The following is a 22,642-nucleotide window of genomic DNA, read 5'->3' on the forward strand; positions in this document are numbered from 1 at the left end:
GATTAGTTCAGTTCAATGCCAAAGTAGTCTCGGGCGTTGTTAAAGCAGATGTTTTCCACCATTTGGCCCAACAGCTTGATATCAGCTGGAGCTTCGCCCGCTTCAACCCAGCGGCCAATCATCTGGCAGAGGATGCGACGGAAGTATTCGTGGCGGGTGTATGACAGGAAGCTGCGGCTGTCAGTCAGCATGCCCACAAAGCGGCTTAACAGACCCAGTTGCGCCAGCTGCGTCATTTGACGCTCCATGCCATCTTTCTGGTCGTTGAACCACCAACCGGAACCAAACTGCATTTTTCCTGGCATACCTTCGCCCTGGAAGTTGCCGATCATGGTGCCCAACACTTCGTTATCGCGTGGGTTCAGGCAATACAGAATCGTTTTTGGCAGTTCATTGTTTTCGTTTTGCTTGCTGAGCAGGCGAGAAAGTTCTTCAGCCATTGGGCGGTCGTTGATGGAGTCAAAGCCCACATCAGGCCCCAGCAGTTTGAACTGGCGCAGGTTGTTGTTACGCAGCGCACCGATGTGGTACTGCTGAACCCAGCCGCGGCGGGTGTATTCAGCTGCCAGCCAAACCAGAACCGCAGTTTTGAACTGTGCAGTTTCGTGTTCAGTTGGCGTCGCACCGGAAAGACGACGCGCCAGAATGCCATCCAGAGTCGCTTCGTCTGCTTCAGCAAACAGCACCACATCTAATGCATGGTCAGATACTTTACAGCCATGCTCGGCGAAGTGATCCAGACGCTTGCTCAGTGCGGCTTGCAGGTCGCTGAAACGGCGGATGTCGGTATCAGACACTTCGGCAAGTTTGCCCATGTATTCAACAAAAGTAGCTTGTTCAATGTTGAACGCTTTGTCCGGGCGCCAGCTTGGCAGCACTTTGGTTTCAAACGCGTCAAGCGCGATTTGGCGGTGGAAACGCAAATCGTCAATTGGGTCATCAGTGGTGCCGACCATTTTCACGTTCATCTGCTTCATGATGCCGCGAGCAGAGAAGCTATCCTGGGCCAGCAGCTCGTTACATTCGTTCCAGATTTCATCAGCAGTGGTTGGGGACAACAGTTTGCCAGTGATACCGAACGGACGGCGCAGTTCAAGGTGGGTCCAGTGGTACAGCGGGTTACCGATAGTGTGCGGAACCGTAGCGGCCCAGGCATCGAACTTCTCGCGGTCAGTCGCATCGCCAGTACACAGACGCTCTTCCACACCGTTAGCACGCATGCCACGCCACTTGTAGTGATCACCTTTTAACCAGATGTCATACAGGTTTTTGAAACGGTAATCTTCAGCAACCTGCTGTGGTTGTAAGTGGCAGTGATAGTCGAAAATAGGCTGATCGGCTGCAAATTCATGGTACAAGCGGCGGGCAAATTCTGTATCCAGGAGAAAATCTTCAGTCATAAACTGGGCCATTGTAGGGTTCCTCTGTTCATAGCAGTTCGATGCTTGCGCATAATGCAAATAAAGTTATCACACCAATTTCCAGAGACCGAGTGGATTTTTGTGGTATTCGTCACAAAAACCACACTTTTATTGTTAATATTGTGTTTAAAAAGAACCCGTATCCCGCGCCAGTTCTGGTCTGCAAGCCCCTTCTCCCCTGGAGTGAGCAGATCGACACTTTTGTGATATCACTCAACTTTTGAAGCTGTATGACAAGTTATCTTTCCTGCCGTTGCAATACATCAGTAATGGAAATACATCAGACGCTGGTATCACGAACAGCGCATTGCGGTACGGAAACCGGAATTGCCACAGTTTGTTTATTTTAAGGCAAGGTACGGGTCGTACCGGGTGATACCCCCGGATATGAACCCCTCTAATCGAACACTCGTTCTGGCAGCAATGCCGGACGTGCAACCGCATGACACACGGTTGATTATGAAGACGGGATGAAATTCCAATGGGAAAGATTAAAGGCTTACGCTGGTACATGATTGCCCTGGTAACTATGGGCACCATACTGGGTTATCTAACACGTAATACTATTGCAGCGGCCGCTCCAACATTGATGGAAGAGCTGCATATTTCGACTCAGCAATATTCCTACATTATAGCCGCCTACTCAGCTTGCTATACCATTATGCAGCCCGTTGCGGGCTACGTGCTTGATGTCCTGGGGACTAAAGTAGGCTACGCCTTCTTCGCGGTCGCATGGGCAATTTTCTGTGGTGCAACAGCACTGGCGGGAAGCTGGGGTGGCCTGGCAATTGCTCGTGGTGCCGTGGGTGCTGCAGAAGCCGCCATGATCCCTGCGGGCCTGAAAGCCAGTAGCGAATGGTTCCCGGCTAAAGAGCGTTCTATAGCAGTAGGTTACTTCAACGTCGGTTCTTCTATCGGCGGCATGATTGCTCCACCATTAGTCGTTTGGGCGATTGTCATGCACAGCTGGCAGATGGCATTCATCATCTCTGGTGTGCTGAGCTTTGCCTGGGCAATGGCCTGGTTGATTTTCTACAAACACCCACGCGATCAGAAACGACTTTCTGAAGAAGAACGTGAATACATCATTGGCGGCCAGGAAGCTCATCACCAGACCGGCAACAGCAAGAAAATGAGCGCCTGGAAAATCGTGCAGAACCGCCAGTTCTGGGGTATCGCACTGCCACGTTTCCTGGCAGAACCCGCGTGGGGGACTTTCAACGCCTGGATCCCATTGTTCATGTTCAAAGTGTATGGCTTTGACCTGAAACACATTGCGATGTTTGCCTGGATGCCAATGCTGTTTGCTGACCTGGGCTGTATCGTTGGCGGCTACCTTCCTCCTATCTTCCAGCGCGTATTCGGCGTGAACTTGATTGTTTCCCGTAAAATGGTTGTGACCATGGGCGCGATTCTGATGATTGCTCCAGGCACCATCGGTCTGTTCACCAGCCCATATGTGGCAATCGCCCTGCTGTGTGTTGGCGGCTTTGCTCACCAGTCACTGTCTGGCGCACTGATTACGCTCTCTTCTGACGTATTTGGTCGTAATGAAGTGGCAACCGCGAATGGCCTGACCGGTATGGCGGCATGGACTGCGAGCACCATGTTTGCTCTGGTGGTTGGTGCGTTGGCCGATACCCTTGGCTTCAGCCCACTGTTTGCAGCTCTGGCGGTGTTCGACATCCTCGGTGCTATCGTTATCTGGACCGTGCTGCAAAACAAACCCATCAGTGAGTTGAATGACCAGCAAAAACCGAAACAAGCGTTAGCATAATCGGTGTCTCAGTTTGCACTTAAAGCCGCCTTAATGGCGGCTTTTGTGTATCCAGAATATGGAGCCTATCTTTGAAAAGTGGTATAACAAATAAGGTTAACCGCAGGACCTTTCCCGGAGCTACAGATGGATATTATGGAACCACGTCGTCTTTATCAGCAACTGGCCGCTGAACTTAAACAACGCATCGAAAACGGTGTTTATTTGGTTGGGGAAAAACTCCCGGCGGAGCGCTTTATTGCTGAAGAGAAGAACGTGAGTCGCACTGTGGTTCGTGAAGCAATAATCATGCTGGAAGTGGAAGGATACGTCGAAGTACGCAAAGGCTCCGGCATCCATGTCATCGCCAATCAGGCGAAATACACCAATCTTCCTGATGAACAGTTTGAATTCGCTAGTTTTGGTCCCTTTGAGCTGCTGCAAGCTCGTCAGTTGATTGAGAGCAATATCGCTGAATTTGCGGCGACACAGGTCACTAAGCAAGACATCGTCAAGCTCATGGAAATTCAGGAAATGGCGCGTAATGAGCACAATTTCCAGGATTCAGAGTGGGATCTTCATTTCCACACTCAGGTGGCTCTGGCATCACAAAATACAGCCCTTGCAGCCATCGTGGAAAAAATGTGGAGCCAACGCATCCACAACCCATACTGGAAAAAACTTCACGAGCATATTGATAAGCGTACCGCTGACAACTGGTGCGACGATCACGACCAAATTCTTAAGGCACTGATTCGTAAAGACCCACATGCGGCTAAAGTGGCGATGTGGCAACACCTGGAAAACACTAAACAAATGCTGTTTGATGCAACCAGTGATGATTTCGAGTTCAATGCTGATCGCTATTTGTTTGCGGATAATCCGGTAATTCATCTCGATACCGCAGCAAACGGCCAAAAGTAGTTATTTTCCTCTCGCGAGGGTAAGCAAACCAACAATAGTGTCAGCGTTTGTAAATACCCTCGCCAGCCCCTCGACTAGCAATCAAAATCGTCCCTCAACAAAGCACAAATACTGTGACGCCTTGCACAGAGCTTTGTTACAATTAGATGCAATTTCACTGTAAGAATCAGCTTTGCTTTCACTACCTGTTCGCTTTCATAGGGAAATGTAATACGAACCGGCAAAGAGCAGTGAATGACAATCGGCAACAACACAACACACATAACAAAGCCGTGCTCTACCATCTGACTTTGATCAGCGGTCTTAATCGATGTGCCAGGAACACTGAATGGAACTTTTCACGCAATTGTTGAACGCTTTATGGAACCAGGATTTTGAAACGCTCGCCAATCCGGGAATGATTGGCATGCTTTACTTCGTGTTATTCATGATTTTATTCCTTGAAAATGGTCTGTTACCAGCAGCTTTCCTGCCCGGTGATAGCTTGTTAGTTTTGGTCGGTGTATTGATTGCCAAAGGGGCTATGGGTTTTCCTGAAACCTTGCTTTTATTAACCACCGCCGCAAGTCTCGGCTGTTGGCTCAGTTATATTCAAGGGCGCTGGCTTGGGAATACGCGCATCGTGCAGAATTGGCTTTCGCACCTTCCTGCACACTACCATCAACGCGCGCATAGCTTATTCCACAAACATGGTTTGTCTGCGTTGCTGATTGGCCGTTTTATCGCTTTTGTTCGCACCCTGCTGCCAACTATTGCCGGTTTATCCGGTCTGAATAATGCGCGCTTCCAGTTCTTCAACTGGATGAGCGGGTTATTGTGGGTTCTGATTTTGACCTCGCTGGGTTATCTGCTTGGCAAAACACCTGTATTCCTGAAATATGAAGATGCGTTGATGTCCTGCCTGATGCTGTTACCAGTGGTGTTACTGGTATGCGGCCTGATCGGTTCGTTGATTGTGCTTTGGCGTAAGAAATACGGTAACCGCAGTTAAGAGGGATGACGATGAAAACACACGTTTTTCGTGGCCTGCGGGCCACGATATTGATCGGTGTTGTTGCGGCAGCGTCCATATTGATATGGTCTGGAATGCAGCGCACCGAATCAACGCTGGAAATTCGCTCTAATCAACAAGGTATCAGCATGCCTGACGGCTTTTTTGTCTGGCATCATCTTGATGCTAACGGTATCCGTTTCAAAAGCATTACCCCTGAAAACAACTCCTTGTTGATCAAATTTGATTCAAGTGCGCAAAGCGAAGCCGCAAAAGTCGTGTTGTACAGGACACTGCCGCATGGTTATGTCATCGCTCAACAAGAAGAAGAAGACAGCGCCAGCAGTTGGCTGACACGCATGCTCAACGAAAATATCCGCATCGGTTAACCCTTTCCAGAAATCCTAAATTGTTACCACGGATTGGGTTTATACTCAGTTTCTGACTATGCTTGTTTACTTAAATCGCTACAAATCATCATTTTCGAATAATTTCTGGATTCTTTGTGTGTTTAACCTTACGGCTAAACGTACATCACAATGGAAGGTTTAACATGAACACTCGTACCGTATTGGCTATTGCCTTGTTATCTTTAACTTCTGCGGCACATGCCAACTCGCTGTGCAGTGAGAAAGAGCAGGATATTCAACGTGAAATTGGCTATGCGGAAAAACATCAGAACAAAAGTCGTGTCGATGGGCTTAATAAAGCGTTGAAAGAAGTCCGCGCCAATTGTACTGACAGCAGTTTACGCGCGGCCCATCAGAAGAAAATCAACGAGCAAAAAGCCGAAATTACCGAACGAAAAGCTGACCTCAAAGAAGCTCGCGAAAAAGGCGATGCGGAAAAAATTACCAAGCGGGAGCAGAAGCTGTCTGAAGCAGAACATGAACTGAAAGTCCTGCAGGCCCGTGATTACTAAGACTCTTTAATAAACCCGTCATTCTTAGAAAATCTGGAGAGAACTATGTCAAAAGATACTACATCAGAACACTTGCGCGCAGAGCTGAAATCCCTGGCTGATACCCTTGAAGAAGTGCTGAGTGCATCGACGGACAAGTCAAAATCCGAACTTGAAAGACTGCGTGGCAAAGCCGAAAAAGCGCTGAAAGAAAGCCGTGTCCGTCTGGGTGATACCGGCGACGTGATTGCCAAACAAACGCGAGAAGCGGCGGCAAAAGCTGACGATTATGTTCGTGAAAATCCATGGACCGGCGTGGGTATTGGGGCGGCGATTGGCGTCGTGCTCGGTGTCCTGCTGACTCGCCGTTAATTATGCCTGAATCCCATCACACTCAAGGGCCGGGCAAAAGCGTCCTCGGCATTGGTCAGCGCATCGTCACCATCATCGTTGGGATGGTGGAAACGCGCCTGCGTCTTGCCGTGGTTGAACTGGAAGAAGAGAAAGCCCATCTGGTTCAGTTGCTGTTAATGCTTGGGTTAACCATGCTATTTGCAGCATTCGGATTAATGAGCCTGGTGGTGCTGATTTTCTGGGCCGTCGAACCGCAGTATCGTCTGAATGCCATGATTGCGACGACCGCAGTCCTGCTGGGGCTTGCGGTGATCGGAGCTATCTGGACGCTGCGTAAATCTCGCCAGTCCACACTGCTGCGCCATACTCGTCGTGAACTCGAAAACGACCGTGCTTTGCTGGAAGATGACTAACCATGAGCAACCGTGAGCTTGATAAGCGCAAGGCCTTTTTACTCAGCCAGATTCAACAACAACGGCTGGATTTAAGTGCCAGCAGGCGCGATTGGCTGGAAGCGACAGGCGCCTATGATCGCGGCTGGAACACCTTACTGAGCTTGCGCAGTTATGCGTTAATCGCCAGCAGCGTGATGGCTATCTGGACTGTGCGCCACCCGAGCTTCCTGATGCGCTGGGCCAGACGCGGTTTCGGTGCCTGGAGCGCCTGGCGCCTGATTCGCAATACGGTGCAACAGCAATCGCAGTAATCCCTAACGCCGCTTAAAATAAGCGGCGTTTTTATTAGCAGGCTTACTCAAGTAATTTGAAAAACATCGACAGTATTCCTTGCTAACAATCCATTAATGCCCCGTCTATTATCCTCCACATCAACCGCAGTTAACGGTAACCACCGGAAATTGCAAAGACAAAAAATCCTGGGCTGATAGCACCCAATAGAATTTCTCTGGAGAGTAAAATGAAAAAATTAGATGATGCTGGTGTACTGTTAGCTCGTATCTTGATGCCAATTCTGTTCATCGTTGCAGGTTGGGGCAAAATTAACGGTTATGCCGGTACTCAACAATATATGGAAGCGATGGGCGTCCCAGGGTTCTTGCTGCCTTTGACCATTCTGCTTGAGTTTGGCGGCGGTCTGGCCATCCTGTTCGGCTTCTTCACACGTACCACGGCGATTATTACTGCGGTATTTACGCTTCTGACGGCATTCCTGTTCCACGCTGATTTCAGCCAGGGCCCGAACTCCATCATGTTTATGAAGAACTTCACCATTGCCGGTGGTTATCTGTTACTGGCTATCTTCGGGCCAGGCGCATACAGCATCGACCGCCTGCTGAAGAAAAACTGGTAAGGTTCTATACTGATTATCAATAAGAGCGAAGGTTAATCCCTTCGCTTTTTTGTTTTTAAAGCTCACCTGGAGAACAGCATGGGACAGTTAATTGATGGCGTCTGGCACGATGTCTGGTATGACACCAAATCTACCGGTGGCAGTTTCAAACGTTCAGAGTCAGTGTTTCGCAATTGGCTGACGGCTGATGGCGAACCCGGTGCGAACGGTAAAGGTGGCTTTGCCGCTGAAAAAGACCGTTACCATCTCTATGTTTCCCTCGCTTGTCCGTGGGCGCATCGCACCCTCATCATGCGAGCTTTGAAAGGCCTCGAATCTTTTATCTCGGTTTCAGTGGTTAACCCGCTGATGTTGCAAGATGGCTGGACGTTCGATGACGACTTCCCGAACGCGACCGGTGATGGCCTATACCAGCACGAATATCTCTATCAACTCTATCTGCAAGCTGACCCAAACTACACCGGCCGCGTTACCGTTCCGGTTTTATGGGACAAGAAAACCCAGACGATTGTCAGTAACGAATCTGCTGAAATCATTCGCATGCTGAATACCGCGTTTGATGCCAAAGGGGCTCGTGCCGGAGATTATTATCCGCCACAGTTACGCAGCCAGATTGATGAACTGAATAGCTGGATTTACGACACCATTAATAACGGCGTGTATAAAGCAGGTTTTGCCACTTCTCAGGAAGCTTATGATGAAGCGGTCAGCAAAGTGTTTGAATCACTGGCGCGCGTCGAGCAAATCCTTGGCCAGCACCGCTATTTAACCGGTGACCAACTGACTGAAGCCGATATTCGCCTGTGGACGACACTGGTACGTTTCGATCCTGTGTACGTCACCCACTTTAAATGCGACAAACACCGCATTAGTGATTACCTGAATATCTACGGATTCTTGCGGGATATCTACCAAATGCCGGGCATTGCCGAGACCGTCGATTTCGCGCATATCCGCAATCACTATTACCGCAGCCATAAAACGATTAACCCAACGGGCATTATTTCCATTGGCCCTGCGCAGGATTTAAATGAGCCACATGGTCGCGATGAACGGTTTAACCACGGTTGATTAAATTCACCCAAGCTATGATTTACGCAAAAATCATTCGCGACTATTCTTGAATTAGATCGTTAGAACTCAAGGTAGGCAAAAAATGGATTGGTATTTCAAAGTACTAAGAAATTACATTGGTTTCAGCGGACGGGCGCGACGTAAAGAATTCTGGATGTTCATTCTGGTGAACCTGGTACTGACCGTCGTGTTAACCATTCTGGATAAGATGTTAGGACTGCGAATTGCGAAAGAAGAAGGTCTGCTGGCTACCATTTATGGCCTGCTGATTTTCCTGCCTTACTGGGCTGTACAGTTCCGTCGTTTGCACGATACCGATCGTTCAGCCTGGTGGTTACTGCTGATATTTATTCCGATTGTCGGCTGGCTGATTATTCTGGCGTTCAACTGCCAGAATGGCACACCGGGTGAGAATAAATACGGTTCAGATCCAAAAGCGATGGATGCCAGATTAGTCAGTGAATAATGCTTTGCCCCTCACCCTAGCCCTCTCCCTGAGGGAGAGGGAATTGTCCGGTTTTCCCCCTCTCCTGAGGGAGAGGGAATTGTCCGGTTTTCCCCCTCTCCTGAGGGAGAAGGCATTGTCCGCTTTCCCCCTCTCCTGAGGGAGAGGGAATTGTCCGGTTTCCCTCCTCTCCTGAGGGAGAGGGAATTGTCCGGTTTCCCTCCTCTCCTGAGGGAGAGGGAATTGTCCGGTTTCCCTCCTCTCCTGAGGGAGAGGGAATTGTCCGGTTTCCCTCCTCTCCTGAGGGAGAGGGAATTGTCCGGTTTTCCCCCTCTCCTGAGGGAGAGGGCCGGGGTGAGGGCGTAGCCACTACTTCAACAATTTTGGAATTTCACGCAAGCACCAGGCTTTCGCCTCGCCCATGCTATCGCGTCGCCACGCCATAATAATGTCAATTTCGTTGGTGTATTCAGGGCTCACCACGCGCAAACGCCCTTCGGCAATATCCTGTTCGACCAGCGGATAAGGCATCGTCGCCACACCCAAACCGGCCAACAACGCCTGCCGTTTATCTTCCATGCTACTCACCGTCAAACGCGGCTGTTTATCCAGTAATTGCACCGTGATCACCGGGCGTTCCCGCGCAGTATCAGCCACCGCAATACCGCGATACTTCACGCGTGTCACTTCTGAAAGTGGCTCCGGTTCATTGTGAATCGGGTGGTCGGGTGCGGCGACATAAACGCTCATCACCTTGTACAACTTGCGCGAGTTAATCTCCGATGAAGAACGGAAATGCATATCCGGCGCAATCACAATATCCGCTCGCCCCTGCTCTAAACGCTCCCATGAACCCGCCAAAACTTCCGTAATGATCGATAACTGGGTGTCCGCTTTACCTGCAAGTTTTTCGACTAACGGATACAACTTCGCCGTTGGCACCAGCGCTTCAGTCACGATGGTGAGATGCGTTTCCCAGCCACGAGCTAGTGCTTCAGCATCGGTCGTCAGTTTTTCAGCCGCTTCGAGCAAAACTCGCCCGCGCTCCAGCAACATGCGCCCGACATTGGTAAATTTTGTGCGATGGCCCGAACGGTCAAACAGCACCACATCCAGTTCTTCTTCAAGCTTCTGCATGGTGTAACTCAGCGCTGACGGCACACGCCCTAGCTCATCAGCAGCCGCGGCGAAACTCCCGCGCCGGTCAATTGCGTCCATGACCCGCAATGCTTCCAGCGTCAATGCTCTCTCTTTAGCCATCTCGTTCTCATTCAGGAAATTTGAACATACCGAGCAGATTAACTAGCTAACAATGCGACGTCCAGAGTTTTACCATGGGCCTAGTGTAAAAAGAGGCCATGAAATTATGATTACGCCAAGAACTGCCAAACAATGCGGAAAAGCGGACTACGGATGGCTGCAGGCACGCTATACGTTTTCTTTCGGTCACTATTTTGACCCGAAATTGCTGGGCTATGCATCGTTGCGCGTACTCAATCAGGAAGTCCTGGCACCTGGCGCTTCATTCCAGCCGCGAACTTATCCGAAGGTCGATATCCTCAATTTGATTCTCGAAGGCGAAGCGGAATACCGCGACAGCGAAGGTAACCATGTTCAGGCGAAAGCAGGTGAAGCGTTGCTGCTTTCCACCCAACCTGGGCTGAGTTACAGCGAGCATAACCTCAGTAAAGAGAACTCGCTGACGCGTATGCAGTTGTGGCTGGATGCCTGCCCGGAGCGTGAAAACCCATTGGTGCAAAAAATCAGCCTGACAGACCAGCCGCAGCAATTGCTGGCGTCGCCGGATGGCAGCAAAGAGAGCCTGCAATTGCGCCAGCAAGTGTGGGTCCATCAAATTGAACTGGAGAAAGGCCAGCAATTGAGTTTCCAGTTACATGGCCCGCGAGCTTATTTGCAGTCGATTCACGGTGCAGTTCATGCTGTTACATCTGCCGAGCAAAAAGAAGGGCTTACCTGTGGCGATGGCGCTTTTATCCGTGACGAAGCTAACATAACGTTGGTTGCAGATACTCCGCTGCGTGCATTGCTGATAGATTTACCGGTCTGACCAGTGCCAAAGTCTGACCAACAGGAGTTATTTGTGAGTAAAAAACTGGCTACCCGGAAGAGTACAAAAAAAGCAGCGCCGTCACCTGTGGCAGCGGTTGCCATTATCACGGCAACCGCTGAACCCGAACTCAGCTACGACGAAATGTTGAACGAGCTGGAAGCCATTGTTATCGAAGCGGACGTCCGCCTGACCGAGATGGCTGAAGAAGAAGCTTAGGGATATCAGGCAACTTTGTTAGCCATAATCGTAATAATCTGACGGTCTGTGTGCTGCATTGCCTGGCTTGCCAGGGCACACAGATTGCTTATCGACTGCTCTACATCATGAGCAACGATACCTTCATTCCCCGTGACCGAAGTATTATCCAGCGCCATCAGTACCGCTTTCCATGCCGAAGCAGCACTGGTCGACACTTTCATTGCACAGCTATTTGATGCGCCATCGCAAATCATCCCACTAACATCACCAATCATATTGCTGATTGCCATCGAGATACTCTGATAACTTCCGTCAATTAACCAGGCTATCCCAGCCGCAGCACCCATCGCGGCCGTCGTTGCTGCGCACAATGCCGACAACGTAGGTAACTGATGGTGAATGTAGATAGCGGTCAGATGCGACAGTATCAACGCACGCGCCAGCCGCTCGCTATCGCAACCAAGGTGCTCGGCTACCACCACAACCGGCATCGTCGCCGTAATCCCCTGGTTACCAGAACCTGAGTTGCTCATTGCAGGCAGACAAGCCCCCCCATGCGCGCATCAGATGCCGCCGAAGTACGGATCATTATGTCACTTAACAGATCCTTAGCCATTAAACCGCGATCGCGATGGCGGCTTAATGTCGAACCAATATGCAAACCATATTGCGCCCGCAATCCTTCGCGCGACAGTTCACCGTTGAGCAACGCGGCATCAAGAATAAAACCTATATCGTCAAACGGAACGCTCTGGGCAAACTCAACAATCTGCTCGAGGTTAAATCGCTCCAGATGGTACGCCTGCTCATTGTCAACGGGCTTAGCCTCCCCTTGCGCATCGAACAATACCGCTCCGTCCTTTTCGATACGGCTTACCCTGGTATGTTCGCCAGATATCACCACCGTAGCTGACTCTTCTGCGGTATAGACCGTAACGCGGGTATAGAGGATTTCCTCACAAAGTTCCTGAATTGTCACCGTCACTTTGCCACTTGCCAACAGCAACTTCCCGGCGGCAATCGCCTCTACTGGCGCACCTTTGAGAACTTCTAACCCCGCCAGCGGATCGCCGCCCAATGCGCCCACTGCGGCGGCAATAGGTAGCCCCACCATTCCCGTTCCAGGAACGGTAACACCCATGCCATTTTTCATCAGATTAGGTGAAACCTTGGCCTCAATTCGAATCACTCTCCCGGCCAAATGCGAGGCAGCCAGTGCGCTTGCCAGCGCCAGTGAAACGGGTTCCGTACACCCTACTGCTGGCTTCACATTTTGTTTTACCGCACGGATTAACTCTGCCCACGCAGGGTTCATTTCTGTATTTGTCATTTTTTTAACCTTAATACTGAGAACTACAATACAAACACCTGCGAATCAGGAGAACGCCAGGAATGGAGAAACACATAACAGCAACCCGGTAATAATGATAATCACCAGCGATGCACCTTTATATTTGTGCAGTGCCGGTACTTTATAAACCAGCCATGCAGGAATTAAACAACCAACCATGCCAAATATTGGGCTACAGATTGAGGTAAAACTTAATACTGGTGCGTTAAGGACGATCGCACTCCAGGCCAATAAAATGGCGAACAACATAATTCCGCGCTGCACCCATTTTTGGTTTATTTTTTCTTCTGGCATTCTGCGACGTAAAATATTAATAACGATACCTTGTGTTGCTTCACGGAAACCAAGATAAACACCAAAGAATGCCGTCATGACTGCAAAGATATTGAGCATTACGCTAACGACAGTGACCCACGCGCCCGAAGCGCCATCAATGAATTGGGCAGCGATAGCGAGAGCCGAAATATTTTGCTCATAGGCTTTTACAGCTTCGTCGTGCCCCATTGCCAGCGTGAAAGAAACTGCATAAAAGAACACCGTCACGAAAAGAATACCGAAGGCAATATTCATGGCACGCAACGCTTTAAAACGAGCCACTTCCCGGGACTTTTCTGTTGAGCGATACGAAATCACCATCGGGCTTAATGTTTGAATAAACAGAATAGAGGTCAATGTAAATGGCAGGGTAATGATCGCATTCTTAATCAGCATCCCCATTGGCGGCAGCATCCCGGTGTTGTGCAAGTGCCACATGCCAATCATTGAGAAACCCAATGCCGCGACAACCAAAAGCTTTGCCAGCACCATGAAGCTTGAGATTTTAAATAAAAGCTGCTCGCCTCGTGAAGAAATGGCGACCAGAACACAAATCAGTCCCAATCCATAAAAAGGATTATCTGATAACAGCCCTTCGGTCACGCCAAAAGTATGTAAATAAGAGGCACTATCATTAGTAATGGCAGTAGAATAAACGAACAACCAAATAACCAACATAACAAAATAGAGAGCGCCTAATAATATCCCCCAGTTTTTACCTAAATAACCACTAATCACACTAGGGTAATCTTTACATTCCGGTGATTCCGCTAAGGTATTAATAAAGAGACGCTGGAACAAATACATTGCCGGATATCCTACTATTGAGGAGAGCAGAAATACCCACAACCCCATTAATCCGACTTGTACTGGTAAAAAGACTATTCCGGCACCAATCGCCATCCCGATACTCATAATTACCCAGCCGACATCTTTACTATCGAATTTTGTCGCGGCCTGCCATTCACTTTCTGTCATTCCTGCTCGACCGGATGCTGGAATATTAACCGCAGTAATGCTTCCCGTTTCCATAAAGTGCTCGCTTATATTTGTAGGTTTTAATCGTGAATATTCAATACAGAGTGATGACCAGATACTCGAAAAACGAGATCGGTGTCCTGGACGTGTATTTAGAATGAGAAAAGGATAGCGCGGGTAGCGGAGAAAAAATTTGCTACTCCTCAAGAGGAAGCCAAACAAAAGAGTAAATTTTTCTCCGTTTAGAGGTAAATCTGCATATTTCATGCAGTATTTTGCTAATTTGGTAGAAAAGAGTTATTGGAAAGGTATCGCTAAAAAATTAACTCATTGTTTTTAAAGTATTTGTTTTGAGTATTTTGTTTTAAAGGAAATTACCCACCCACCGCGAATGTGAGCTGGCGCAACTCGTGAGGTTAATGCGGTGTGACAATATGGCCACCAGATTTTGACTCACCTCACACTGCAACGGCGATTCAGAATTAATCACTGTTTATTGTATCAATATGGTTAAGATTTAGATTTTTTATCTCCCATTTCGCCATACGGTTACAGCAAATTATCAGGAAAGCCGGTTAACGCGCGTTTCTCCGTTCTCAATCGCCAATTGATACAGCGTAAACGGAGTATGTCTCTCGATAAGCGTCGCCAGTTCTGGCGAGTGGCTGGTTAACCAAATCTGCGTGTAGCGACTCGCTTGTGCGATCAAACGTGCCAGTGCGGGCAACATCTGTGGATGCAGGCTGTTTTCCGGTTCATTGAGGGCAATAAAACGTGGTGGTCGGGGGCTAAGCAGCGCAACGGTCAGGCACAAGAATCGTAATGTTCCGTCAGAAAATTCAGCCGACTCCAACGGGCGATTAATCCCCTGTCGGTGCATCATCATCTGGAAACGCCCGTTCCTGTTATCACAGAAAAATGTGCATTCAGGGAACGCTTCATCCAGCACCGCAAACAGTAATTCGCTATCACCTATTTCAACGATGGTCTGGAAAGCCGCGGCCAAATTCAAACCATCACCGCCCAGAACAGGTGAGCGATAACCGACCTGCGGCAAACGCAATCCGGCCCCCTTGGTAATATCGAATTCGTGGTAGAAACGCCAGTTGCGCAGTATTTCCCGTGCGCTGGAAACTTCAGGATAAAGATGCGGCTCGCCTAACTGGCCGAACAAAGATTCGTTTTCGTAGAGTGTGGCGGCATGCGTCACCTTCTCACCGTTCACATCATTGAGAAAAACCGCCTGGTTACGCCGGTGCATAATGGAAGATGAAGGGCGACGGCGGAAACCACTCAGCCAAATTTGTTCTTCTTTAACAATAGGATCGAGATCAAACATGGTTGGATACGGCAGTTTATCAGGGAAGCCGACCTGCAATTCATACTCAAAATCGTCGGTATCTACCGCCAGTGTCATGCGGCGCGGCGCACTGGCATACCCTTTGGCGCGATCGCCCGCCCACATCACTTTCTGAATACCGCCTTCATCCGATAACCAATGCGACAACTGCCCCATCGCCGCCCCGTGAATCAGATGGATTGCTTTATAAATGTTGGATTTACCGCAGCCATTAGGACCAAAAACCACGTTCAGCCGTTCGAGATCGATGGAAAGCTTGCGCACGGAACGGTAGTTGTCGATATACAGGGATTTGATCATGGCGGAGTGGAATCCGGTGATGGCGAGGTTCGTATTATGGCAATTGTTTGCCCTCACCCCAACCCTCTCCCTCAGGAGAGGGAGAAAAACTCGATCCATCCCCTCTCCCTGAGGGAGTGGGCCAGGGTGAGGGTGGTAAAACACACATAGCAAAACGCCCCGCACAATTTACACTGTGCGGGGCGTTCCTGAATGGTTGAAGCTGACCGATAAGCCGGGTTCTGTCGTGGACAGTCATTCATCTAGGCCAGCAATCGCTCACTGGCTCAAGCAGCCTACCCGGGTTCAGTACGGGCCGTACCTTATGAACCCCTATTTGGCCTTGCTCCGGGTGGAGTTTACCGTGCCGCGAACTGTTACCAGACGCGCGGTGCGCTCTTACCGCACCCTTTCACCCTTACCTGATCCCACTTGCGTGGGCCATCGGCGGTTTGCTCTCTGTTGCACTGGTCGTGGGTTACCCCCCCAGGCGTTACCTGGCACCCTGCCCTATGGAGCCCGGACTTTCCTCCCCTCCGCCTGTCTCCTTCCGAAGAAGGACGACGACGAAGCGGCGACTGTCTGGTCAGCTTCGGCGCGAAGTATAGAGGTTTTACCCGCCCCTGTCACCCCTGCTAACGGGTGGTATTGATACCTATCGCCACCGTTGCCGCAATATTGCGCGACGCACGATAAATATTGTCGAATGCGTTTTTCAACGCTTCTTCCAGCGTAACAATACTGTTGAGCACACTGAACACTGCATCGATGCCATGTTGATGGACTATCGCCACATCGCTGGTCAGCGAACCTGCAATACCAATCACCGGTTTACGGTACTTTTTCGCCACGGCTGCCACACCTACCGGGACTTTGCCACGAATACTCTGGCTATCCATACGCCCTTCGCCGGTCACCACCAGCGAGCAGTCATGAATGTGTTCTTCAAGGTGCAGAGCTTCGGTCACAATCTCAACGCCGCTGCGTAATTCTGCGCCAAGGAACGCCATTAAAGCCGCGCCCATGCCACCCGCGGCACCCGCGCCTTGCGCATTTTTCACATCAATATGTAAATCTTTTTTAATCACATCGGCGAAGTGGGCAAGGTTGGCATCCAGCTCAACGATCATCGCTTCGTCAGCCCCTTTTTGCGGCCCGAAGACACGTGAAGCGCCGTTATCGCCAATTAAAGGATTCGTCACATCGCAGGCCACGTTAATCACGCAATCTGCCAAACGGGTGTCGAGGCCTGAAATATCAATAGTGTTCAGGCTCATTAAACTGCCACCTCCGTGGCTAATCTCTTTGCCCGTTGCGTCACACAGTTTCGCGCCCAGCGCCTGCACCATGCCCGCGCCACCGTCGTTGGTTGCGCTACCGCCGATGCCGATAATAATGTTGCGCGCACCGTTATCCAGAGCGCGTAAAATCAGCTCGCCAGTACCATGTGATGTAGTAATCAATGGGTTACGGTTTTTGAGCGGTACTAGCGCAAGTCCGCTGGCTTCAGCCATTTCGATAAACGCCGTCTTGCCGTCGCCGGACATTCCCCAAAATGCGCTCACCGGTTCGCCCAACGGCCCGGTCACTGTTGTGGTGATTTTTTTGCCTTGTGTCGCACTGATCATGGCATCGACCGTACCTTCCCCGCCATCTGCAACCGGGACCGATATATATTCTGCATCAGGAAATATCTCACGGAATCCTTTTTCAATGGCCTTCGCCACATCAACAGCTGAGAGGCTTTCTTTATAAGAGTCGGGTGCGATTACGATTTTCATAATGTATCCATGCCAAAAACTTAAGGGCCGAGTTTTGTAGGGTGGATTCATCCACCAATTATTGGCGGGGGCGCATGGCTTGCCCGCCCTACGATTGATTACCTGGCGACTTCTACTTTTGCCAGTTTTTCGTAGTAACACGCGATGGCGCTATGGTCATCGTTACCGTGCCCATCGGCTCGCAGCGCCTGCATCATCTCCATCACTGCCGCAGTCAGTGGCAATTGGGCACCAACGCCGTGGGAGGTATCCAGCGCATTTGCCAGATCTTTAATGTGCAGATCGATGCGGAAACCTGGCTTGAAATTACGATCCAACACCATCGGCGCTTTCGCGTCCAGAACGGTGCTGCCCGCAAGACCGCCACGAATCGCCTGGAAGACTAACTCCGGGCTAACACCTGCTTTGGTCGCCAGTACCAGCGCTTCAGACATCGCCGCAATGTTCAGCGCTACAATCACCTGGTTTGCCAGTTTGGTGACGTTGCCGGCACCGATATCGCCGGTATGCACCACGGAACCGGCCATGGATTTCAGCAGGTCGTAATACTTGTCGAAAATCGCTTTGTCGCCGCCAACCATCACAGACAACGTACCTTCGATAGCTTTTGGCTCGCCACCGCTGACCGGTGCATCCAGCATGTCGATACCTTTGGCTTTCAGCGCTTCGCTGATTTCACGGCTTGCCAGTGGCGCGATAGAACTCATATCGATAACCACAGTGCCCGGTTTTGCCCCTTCAATAATACCGTTCGCGCCCAGTGCCACTTCTTTCACATGCGGGGAGTTAGGCAGCATGGTGATGATCACATCACACTGCTCGGCAATATCTTTAGGCGTGGCTGCGGTTTCGGCACCCGCCGCAATAATTTCAGCAATAACCTCTGGATTACGGTCGGCAACCACCAGCGAATAACCAGCTTTGATGAGGTTTTTACTCATTGGTTTGCCCATGATACCCAGGCCAATAAACCCAACTTTCAGTGTCATAATTCAGTCTCTCTCTTTAAATGGTGGTTATTTTTTAAAAGAATCAGCGAGTTTCTGCGTTGCAGAGCGGAAGCAGCCTAAATCGCTACCAACGGCCACAAAGGTGGCGCCCCATTCCAGATAACGGCGCGCATCCGCTTCAACGGGTGCCAGAATCCCGGCCGGTTTACCGTGCGCTTTAGCACGAGCAAAGATGTGTTGGATGCAATGTTGCACTTCCGGATGCGAGGCATTACCCAAATGGCCCAACGCCGCCGCCAAATCACTTGGCCCGACAAAAATGCCGTCCACGCCCTCAGTCGCGGCAATCGCATCAACGTTATCCACTCCCTGCTGGCTTTCGATTTGCACCAGAATCGTGATGTTCTTGTTGGACTGTGCGAAGTAGTCCGGCACGGTGCCAAACATATTGGCGCGATGCGAAACAGACACGCCGCGAATCCCTTCCGGTGGATAGCGGGTTGAAGACACCGCCAGCGCCGCTTCCGGCTGGGTTTCCACAAACGGAATCAGGAAGTTGTAGAAACCAATATCCAGCAAGCGCTTGATAACCACCGGGTCGTTAGTTGGTGCACGAACCACCGCCGCACTTTCGCTACCCTTTAACGCCATCAGTTGCGGGATAAAAGTGGTGATGTCGTTTGGCGCATGTTCGCCATCCAGCACAATCCAGTCGAACCCTGCCAGCCCCAACACTTCAGTACTGATAGGATTTGCCAGTGCAGACCAGCAACCGATTTGCGTCTGATGTGCTGCCAGTGCCGCTTTGAATTTGTTGGGGAAAACGTTGTTATTCATCTGTTGCCCTTATTTATGCAGTTATCTGTTGAGAGAATTACTTCTGCAATTCCATACGTTTAATGTCGCCAACTACGAACAGATAACAAACCATTGCCATCAGCGCCGAGCAGCCAACAAAGATCAGCGCCGCATTGAAGGAGTGAAGCTCAGAAACCAGGTAACCAATCACTAGTGGTGTCACGATAGAAGCCACGTTACCGAACACGTTAAAGACCGCTCCACACAGACCGACCATCTCTTTTGGAGCCGTGTCGGCAATAACCGGCCAGCCCAGGGCACCAAAACCTTTACCGAAGAAAGCGAATGCCATCAGCGCGATAACCAGCGCGGTACTGTCGGTGTAGTTACAAAGAATGATGGTGGAAGCCAGCAACATTCCGAGCACAATCGGTATCTTACGAGCAACAGTCAGTGAGTAACCGCGTTTGATTAACGAATCTGAGAATACGCCGCCCAACACCCCGCCAGCGAAGCCACACAGAGCCGGAATAGAAGCCACCATCCCCACTTTCAGAATCGACATACCTTTATCTTGCACCAGGTAAATCGGGAACCAGGTCAGGAAGAACCAGGTAATGGTGTTGATAAAGTACTGACCGAAGAACACGCCCAGCATCATGCGGTTAGTCAGTAATTGTTTGATGTAATGAAGTTTTGGCCCCTCAACCACGGCACCTGGTTTTTTGTGGTCCATATCGACCACTGCGCCGCCTTTAGTGATGTAATCCAGTTCTTCTTTTGACATACGCGGGTGGTCAGTCGGGTTATGGATAAACTTCACCCACAGGAAAGTCAGCACAAAACCGATACCGCCCATTACGGTAAACACGTGTTCCCAGCCCCAGGCAAAGGTCAGCCAACCGAGTAATGGAGAGAACAACGCCAGCGAGAAATACTGTGCAGAGTTAAAAATCGCAGATGCGGTGCCGCGTTCTTTGGTGGGGAACCAGGCCGCAACAATACGGGCGTTCGCCGGGAAAGAAGGTGCTTCAGAGAAACCGAGCATAAAGCGCATGATAAACATGGAGATACCCGCATACGCCAGCGGTACCATGTCGACAAAGCCCTGCATAAAGGTAAACAGCGACCAGAAGAACAGGCTGTAAGTGTAGACTTTCTTCGAACCGTAGCGGTCAAGCAACCAGCCGCCTGGGATTTGCATCAGCAGGTAAGCCCAGCCAAATGCTGAGAAAATATAACCCATTGAGATTGCACTGAGTTGTAATTCTTTAGCAACTTCAGTACCTGCAATAGAAAGTGTGGCGCGATCCGCATAGTTAATCGTCGTCACAATAAAGATAATTAATAATATTAGGTATCGCGTATGCTTACCTTTTTTAGACTCAATGGCTGTATCCAAAATCATTTTTCACATCCTCTGTTGCGGGTACTTTATTCAAGGATTTTTATTTAATAAGATATTAATAAATTATATTTCGGGATGGCACTGCTTAATATATGCAACACAGTATAGCCATCAGTAACTCAATGGACATTAGGCATATGCCCAATTAATGACATGAAAAACAATAAATAGTTAAACCTATGCACATGTTTGTGGGGGGTATTGCACAATTTCATTGATTGCCCACCCCTCCAGATTAGGCGTCACAATATAAAGTGATCTCGCTCACATTTTTATTTCTCACGGACTGACATTCTTTATTTAGCTTGTGAGAAGTCACGATTAGAAAAATTCTGGAGAATAGCGACAATGTCAAATATAGAAATTAAACAACAACCCCCTGGCTCCTTTTATATAAAAGTTCATGAGACAGATAATGTCGCTATTATTGTTAATGATAACGGCCTGAAAGCCGGTACGCGTTTCCCGGATGGTCTGGAATTAATCGAACATATCCCGCAAGGCCATAAAGCTGCACTGATTGATATTCCCGCACACGGTGAAATCGTCCGTTATGGTGAAGTGATCGGTTACGCGGTGCGTGATATTCCACGCGGTAGCTGGATTGACGAATCACTGGTGGAATTACCAAAAGCGCCACCACTCCACACGCTGCCATTAGCGACCAAAGTACCGGAACCTTTGCCGCCGCTGGAAGGTTATACCTTTGAAGGTTATCGCAATGCAGACGGCAGTGTCGGTACCAAGAACCTGCTTGGCATCACCACCAGCGTCCATTGCGTTGCTGGCGTGGTGGATTATGTCATCAAAATTATTGAACGTGATTTGCTACCGCGCTACCCGAATGTTGATGGCGTGGTCGGCCTGAACCACCTTTATGGCTGTGGCGTGGCGATCAACGCCCCTGCAGCGGTTATCCCGATTCGCACCATCCATAATATTTCTCTGAACCCGAACTTTGGCGGCGAAATTATGGTGATTGGCCTGGGTTGCGAAAAATTGCAGCCTGAGCGCCTGCTCGAAGGCACCGACGACGTGCAAGCGATTAACGTTAGCGATGCCAGCATTGTGCGCCTGCAAGACGAACACCACGTCGGTTTTAAATCAATGGTCGACGACATTCTGACGGTCGCTGAGCGCCACTTAGTGAAACTGAACCAGCGCCAGCGCGAAACCTGCCCGGCGTCTGACCTGGTGGTCGGTATGCAGTGCGGCGGTAGCGATGCGTTCTCCGGCGTGACGGCTAACCCGGCAGTAGGTTTTGCCTCTGACTTGTTAGTACGCTGCGGCGGCACGGTGATGTTCTCTGAAGTCACCGAAGTGCGCGACGCCATTCACCTGTTAACCCCACGCGCCATCAATGAAGAAGTCGGCAAACGCCTGCTTGAAGAGATGGAATGGTACGACAACTATCTCGATATGGGTAAAACCGACCGCAGCGCCAACCCATCACCGGGCAACAAAAAAGGTGGCCTGGCAAACGTAGTGGAAAAAGCGCTCGGTTCCATTGCCAAATCAGGGCAAAGCTCGATTGTTGAAGTGCTTTCTCCAGGGAAACGCCCAACCAAACGCGGCCTGATTTTCGCGGCAACACCGGCCAGTGATTTCGTCTGCGGCACGCAACAGGTCGCATCGGGCATTACGGTGCAAGTGTTCACCACCGGTCGCGGCACACCATACGGCTTGCTTGCGGTTCCGGTGATTAAAATGGCCACCCGTACCGCCCTGGCAAACCGTTGGTACGACTTAATGGATATCAACGCCGGTACTATCGCCACGGGTGAAGCGACCATTGAGGATGTCGGCTGGGAATTGTTCAAATTTATTCTTGATGTCGCGAGTGGACGCAAGAAAACCTTCTCGGATCAGTGGGGGCTGCACAATGCTTTGGCGGTGTTTAACCCAGCGCCGGTGACCTGATTTTTTGAAAAATGGCGGATGACGCCAACGCTTATCCGCCCTACCGATTTTGTAGGTTG

At 50.0% G+C, this 22,642-nt stretch carries 22 protein-coding genes, 1 other RNA gene and 1 pseudogene; 14 read left to right on the forward strand and 10 right to left on the reverse strand.

Annotation, left to right across the window (positions count from 1 at the left end; all coding sequences use genetic code 11):
* Positions 1–2: 2 nt before the first annotated feature.
* Positions 3–1,412 (reverse strand): glucuronate isomerase, encoded by a 1,410-nt coding sequence (gene uxaC / locus D8682_RS12620; protein ID WP_121814419.1) that lies wholly within the window; start codon positions 1,410–1,412, stop codon positions 3–5.
* A gap of 490 nt (positions 1,413–1,902) precedes the next feature.
* On the opposite strand from uxaC, the gene D8682_RS12625 reads away from it, so the two are divergent.
* The 11 genes from D8682_RS12625 to D8682_RS12675 all read left to right on the forward strand — a co-directional run bounded on the left by D8682_RS12625 (position 1,903) and on the right by D8682_RS12675 (position 9,195).
* A complete protein-coding gene (locus D8682_RS12625) occupies positions 1,903–3,198 on the forward strand; it encodes an MFS transporter (RefSeq protein ID WP_064540396.1) in 1,296 nt (431 codons plus the stop codon).
* A 126-nt stretch (positions 3,199–3,324) separates the two neighbouring features.
* On the forward strand, positions 3,325–4,101 hold the full coding sequence (exuR, locus tag D8682_RS12630) for a transcriptional regulator ExuR (protein WP_064540399.1): 777 nt from the start codon (positions 3,325–3,327) through the stop codon (positions 4,099–4,101).
* Between the two features lie 328 nt (positions 4,102–4,429).
* On the forward strand, positions 4,430–5,092 hold the full coding sequence (gene yqjA, locus D8682_RS12635; RefSeq protein ID WP_064540402.1) for a DedA family general envelope maintenance protein YqjA: 663 nt from the start codon (positions 4,430–4,432) through the stop codon (positions 5,090–5,092).
* An 11-nt stretch (positions 5,093–5,103) separates the two neighbouring features.
* Complete coding sequence (gene mzrA, locus D8682_RS12640) at positions 5,104–5,481, forward strand: EnvZ/OmpR regulon moderator MzrA (protein ID WP_064540405.1); 378 nt, start codon at positions 5,104–5,106, stop codon at positions 5,479–5,481.
* 164 nt (positions 5,482–5,645) lie between these two features.
* Positions 5,646–6,014: a DUF1090 domain-containing protein gene (locus D8682_RS12645; RefSeq protein WP_064540408.1), complete on the forward strand. Its 369-nt coding sequence runs from the start codon at positions 5,646–5,648 to the stop codon at positions 6,012–6,014.
* Between the two features lie 45 nt (positions 6,015–6,059).
* The gene (locus D8682_RS12650) at positions 6,060–6,365 is read left to right on the forward strand and encodes a YqjD family protein (protein WP_064540411.1); all 306 of its coding nucleotides are present in this window, start codon (positions 6,060–6,062) and stop codon (positions 6,363–6,365) included.
* 2 nt (positions 6,366–6,367) lie between these two features.
* Positions 6,368–6,760, forward strand: a complete 393-nt coding sequence (locus D8682_RS12655) for a phage holin family protein (RefSeq protein WP_064540414.1) — start codon at positions 6,368–6,370, stop codon at positions 6,758–6,760.
* 2 nt (positions 6,761–6,762) lie between these two features.
* Positions 6,763–7,053: a YqjK-like family protein gene (locus D8682_RS12660; RefSeq protein ID WP_064540417.1), complete on the forward strand. Its 291-nt coding sequence runs from the start codon at positions 6,763–6,765 to the stop codon at positions 7,051–7,053.
* Between the two features lie 209 nt (positions 7,054–7,262).
* Entirely contained in the window at positions 7,263–7,655 is a 393-nt protein-coding gene (locus D8682_RS12665) for a DoxX family protein (RefSeq protein ID WP_064540420.1), read from the forward strand.
* 78 nt (positions 7,656–7,733) lie between these two features.
* On the forward strand, positions 7,734–8,726 hold the full coding sequence (locus D8682_RS12670) for a glutathione S-transferase family protein (RefSeq protein ID WP_064540423.1): 993 nt from the start codon (positions 7,734–7,736) through the stop codon (positions 8,724–8,726).
* 85 nt (positions 8,727–8,811) lie between these two features.
* Positions 8,812–9,195 (forward strand): DUF805 domain-containing protein, encoded by a 384-nt coding sequence (locus D8682_RS12675; RefSeq protein ID WP_064540426.1) that lies wholly within the window; start codon positions 8,812–8,814, stop codon positions 9,193–9,195.
* 348 nt (positions 9,196–9,543) lie between these two features.
* Here D8682_RS12675 and D8682_RS12680 read toward each other — a convergent pair whose 3' ends face one another.
* Complete coding sequence (locus D8682_RS12680; protein ID WP_064540429.1) at positions 9,544–10,434, reverse strand: LysR family transcriptional regulator; 891 nt, start codon at positions 10,432–10,434, stop codon at positions 9,544–9,546.
* A 106-nt stretch (positions 10,435–10,540) separates the two neighbouring features.
* Here D8682_RS12680 and D8682_RS12685 point away from each other — a divergent pair, with 106 nt between their 5' ends.
* Both D8682_RS12685 and D8682_RS12690 read left to right on the forward strand, forming a co-directional pair.
* Positions 10,541–11,242, forward strand: coding sequence for a pirin family protein (locus D8682_RS12685; RefSeq protein ID WP_064540644.1), 702 nt, complete (start codon positions 10,541–10,543; stop codon positions 11,240–11,242).
* A gap of 33 nt (positions 11,243–11,275) precedes the next feature.
* The gene (locus D8682_RS12690; protein WP_064540432.1) at positions 11,276–11,461 is read left to right on the forward strand and encodes a hypothetical protein; all 186 of its coding nucleotides are present in this window, start codon (positions 11,276–11,278) and stop codon (positions 11,459–11,461) included.
* Positions 11,462–11,466: 5 nt separating this feature from the next.
* On the opposite strand, the pseudogene D8682_RS12695 reads toward D8682_RS12690, so the two are convergent.
* The 8 genes and pseudogenes from D8682_RS12695 to D8682_RS12730 form a co-directional block, all read right to left on the reverse strand.
* A pseudogene (locus D8682_RS12695) lies at positions 11,467–12,773 on the reverse strand (serine dehydratase subunit alpha family protein).
* Positions 12,774–12,818: 45 nt separating this feature from the next.
* The gene (locus tag D8682_RS12700) at positions 12,819–14,141 is read right to left on the reverse strand and encodes an amino acid permease (RefSeq protein ID WP_121814420.1); all 1,323 of its coding nucleotides are present in this window, start codon (positions 14,139–14,141) and stop codon (positions 12,819–12,821) included.
* A 508-nt stretch (positions 14,142–14,649) separates the two neighbouring features.
* Positions 14,650–15,747 carry an AAA family ATPase gene (locus D8682_RS12705; RefSeq protein ID WP_064540439.1) on the reverse strand — a complete coding sequence of 366 codons (1,098 nt, stop codon included), beginning with the start codon at positions 15,745–15,747 and terminating at the stop codon, positions 14,650–14,652.
* Positions 15,748–15,941: 194 nt separating this feature from the next.
* An RNA gene (rnpB, locus tag D8682_RS12710) (RNase P RNA component class A) lies at positions 15,942–16,320 on the reverse strand.
* Between the two features lie 41 nt (positions 16,321–16,361).
* Positions 16,362–17,507, reverse strand: a complete 1,146-nt coding sequence (garK, locus tag D8682_RS12715) for a glycerate 2-kinase (RefSeq protein WP_064540442.1) — start codon at positions 17,505–17,507, stop codon at positions 16,362–16,364.
* A 98-nt stretch (positions 17,508–17,605) separates the two neighbouring features.
* On the reverse strand, positions 17,606–18,496 hold the full coding sequence (gene garR, locus D8682_RS12720) for a 2-hydroxy-3-oxopropionate reductase (RefSeq protein WP_121814421.1): 891 nt from the start codon (positions 18,494–18,496) through the stop codon (positions 17,606–17,608).
* Positions 18,497–18,523: 27 nt separating this feature from the next.
* Positions 18,524–19,294 carry a 2-dehydro-3-deoxyglucarate aldolase gene (gene garL / locus D8682_RS12725; RefSeq protein ID WP_121814422.1) on the reverse strand — a complete coding sequence of 257 codons (771 nt, stop codon included), beginning with the start codon at positions 19,292–19,294 and terminating at the stop codon, positions 18,524–18,526.
* A 37-nt stretch (positions 19,295–19,331) separates the two neighbouring features.
* Positions 19,332–20,663, reverse strand: a complete 1,332-nt coding sequence (locus D8682_RS12730; RefSeq protein ID WP_064540452.1) for an MFS transporter — start codon at positions 20,661–20,663, stop codon at positions 19,332–19,334.
* Between the two features lie 348 nt (positions 20,664–21,011).
* On the opposite strand from D8682_RS12730, the gene garD reads away from it, so the two are divergent.
* Complete coding sequence (gene garD, locus D8682_RS12735; protein WP_121814423.1) at positions 21,012–22,583, forward strand: galactarate dehydratase; 1,572 nt, start codon at positions 21,012–21,014, stop codon at positions 22,581–22,583.
* Positions 22,584–22,642: the final 59 nt, after the last annotated feature.

The organism is Buttiauxella sp. 3AFRM03, assembly GCF_003675305.1.
Taxonomy (GTDB): Bacteria; Pseudomonadota; Gammaproteobacteria; order Enterobacterales; family Enterobacteriaceae; genus Buttiauxella; species Buttiauxella ferragutiae.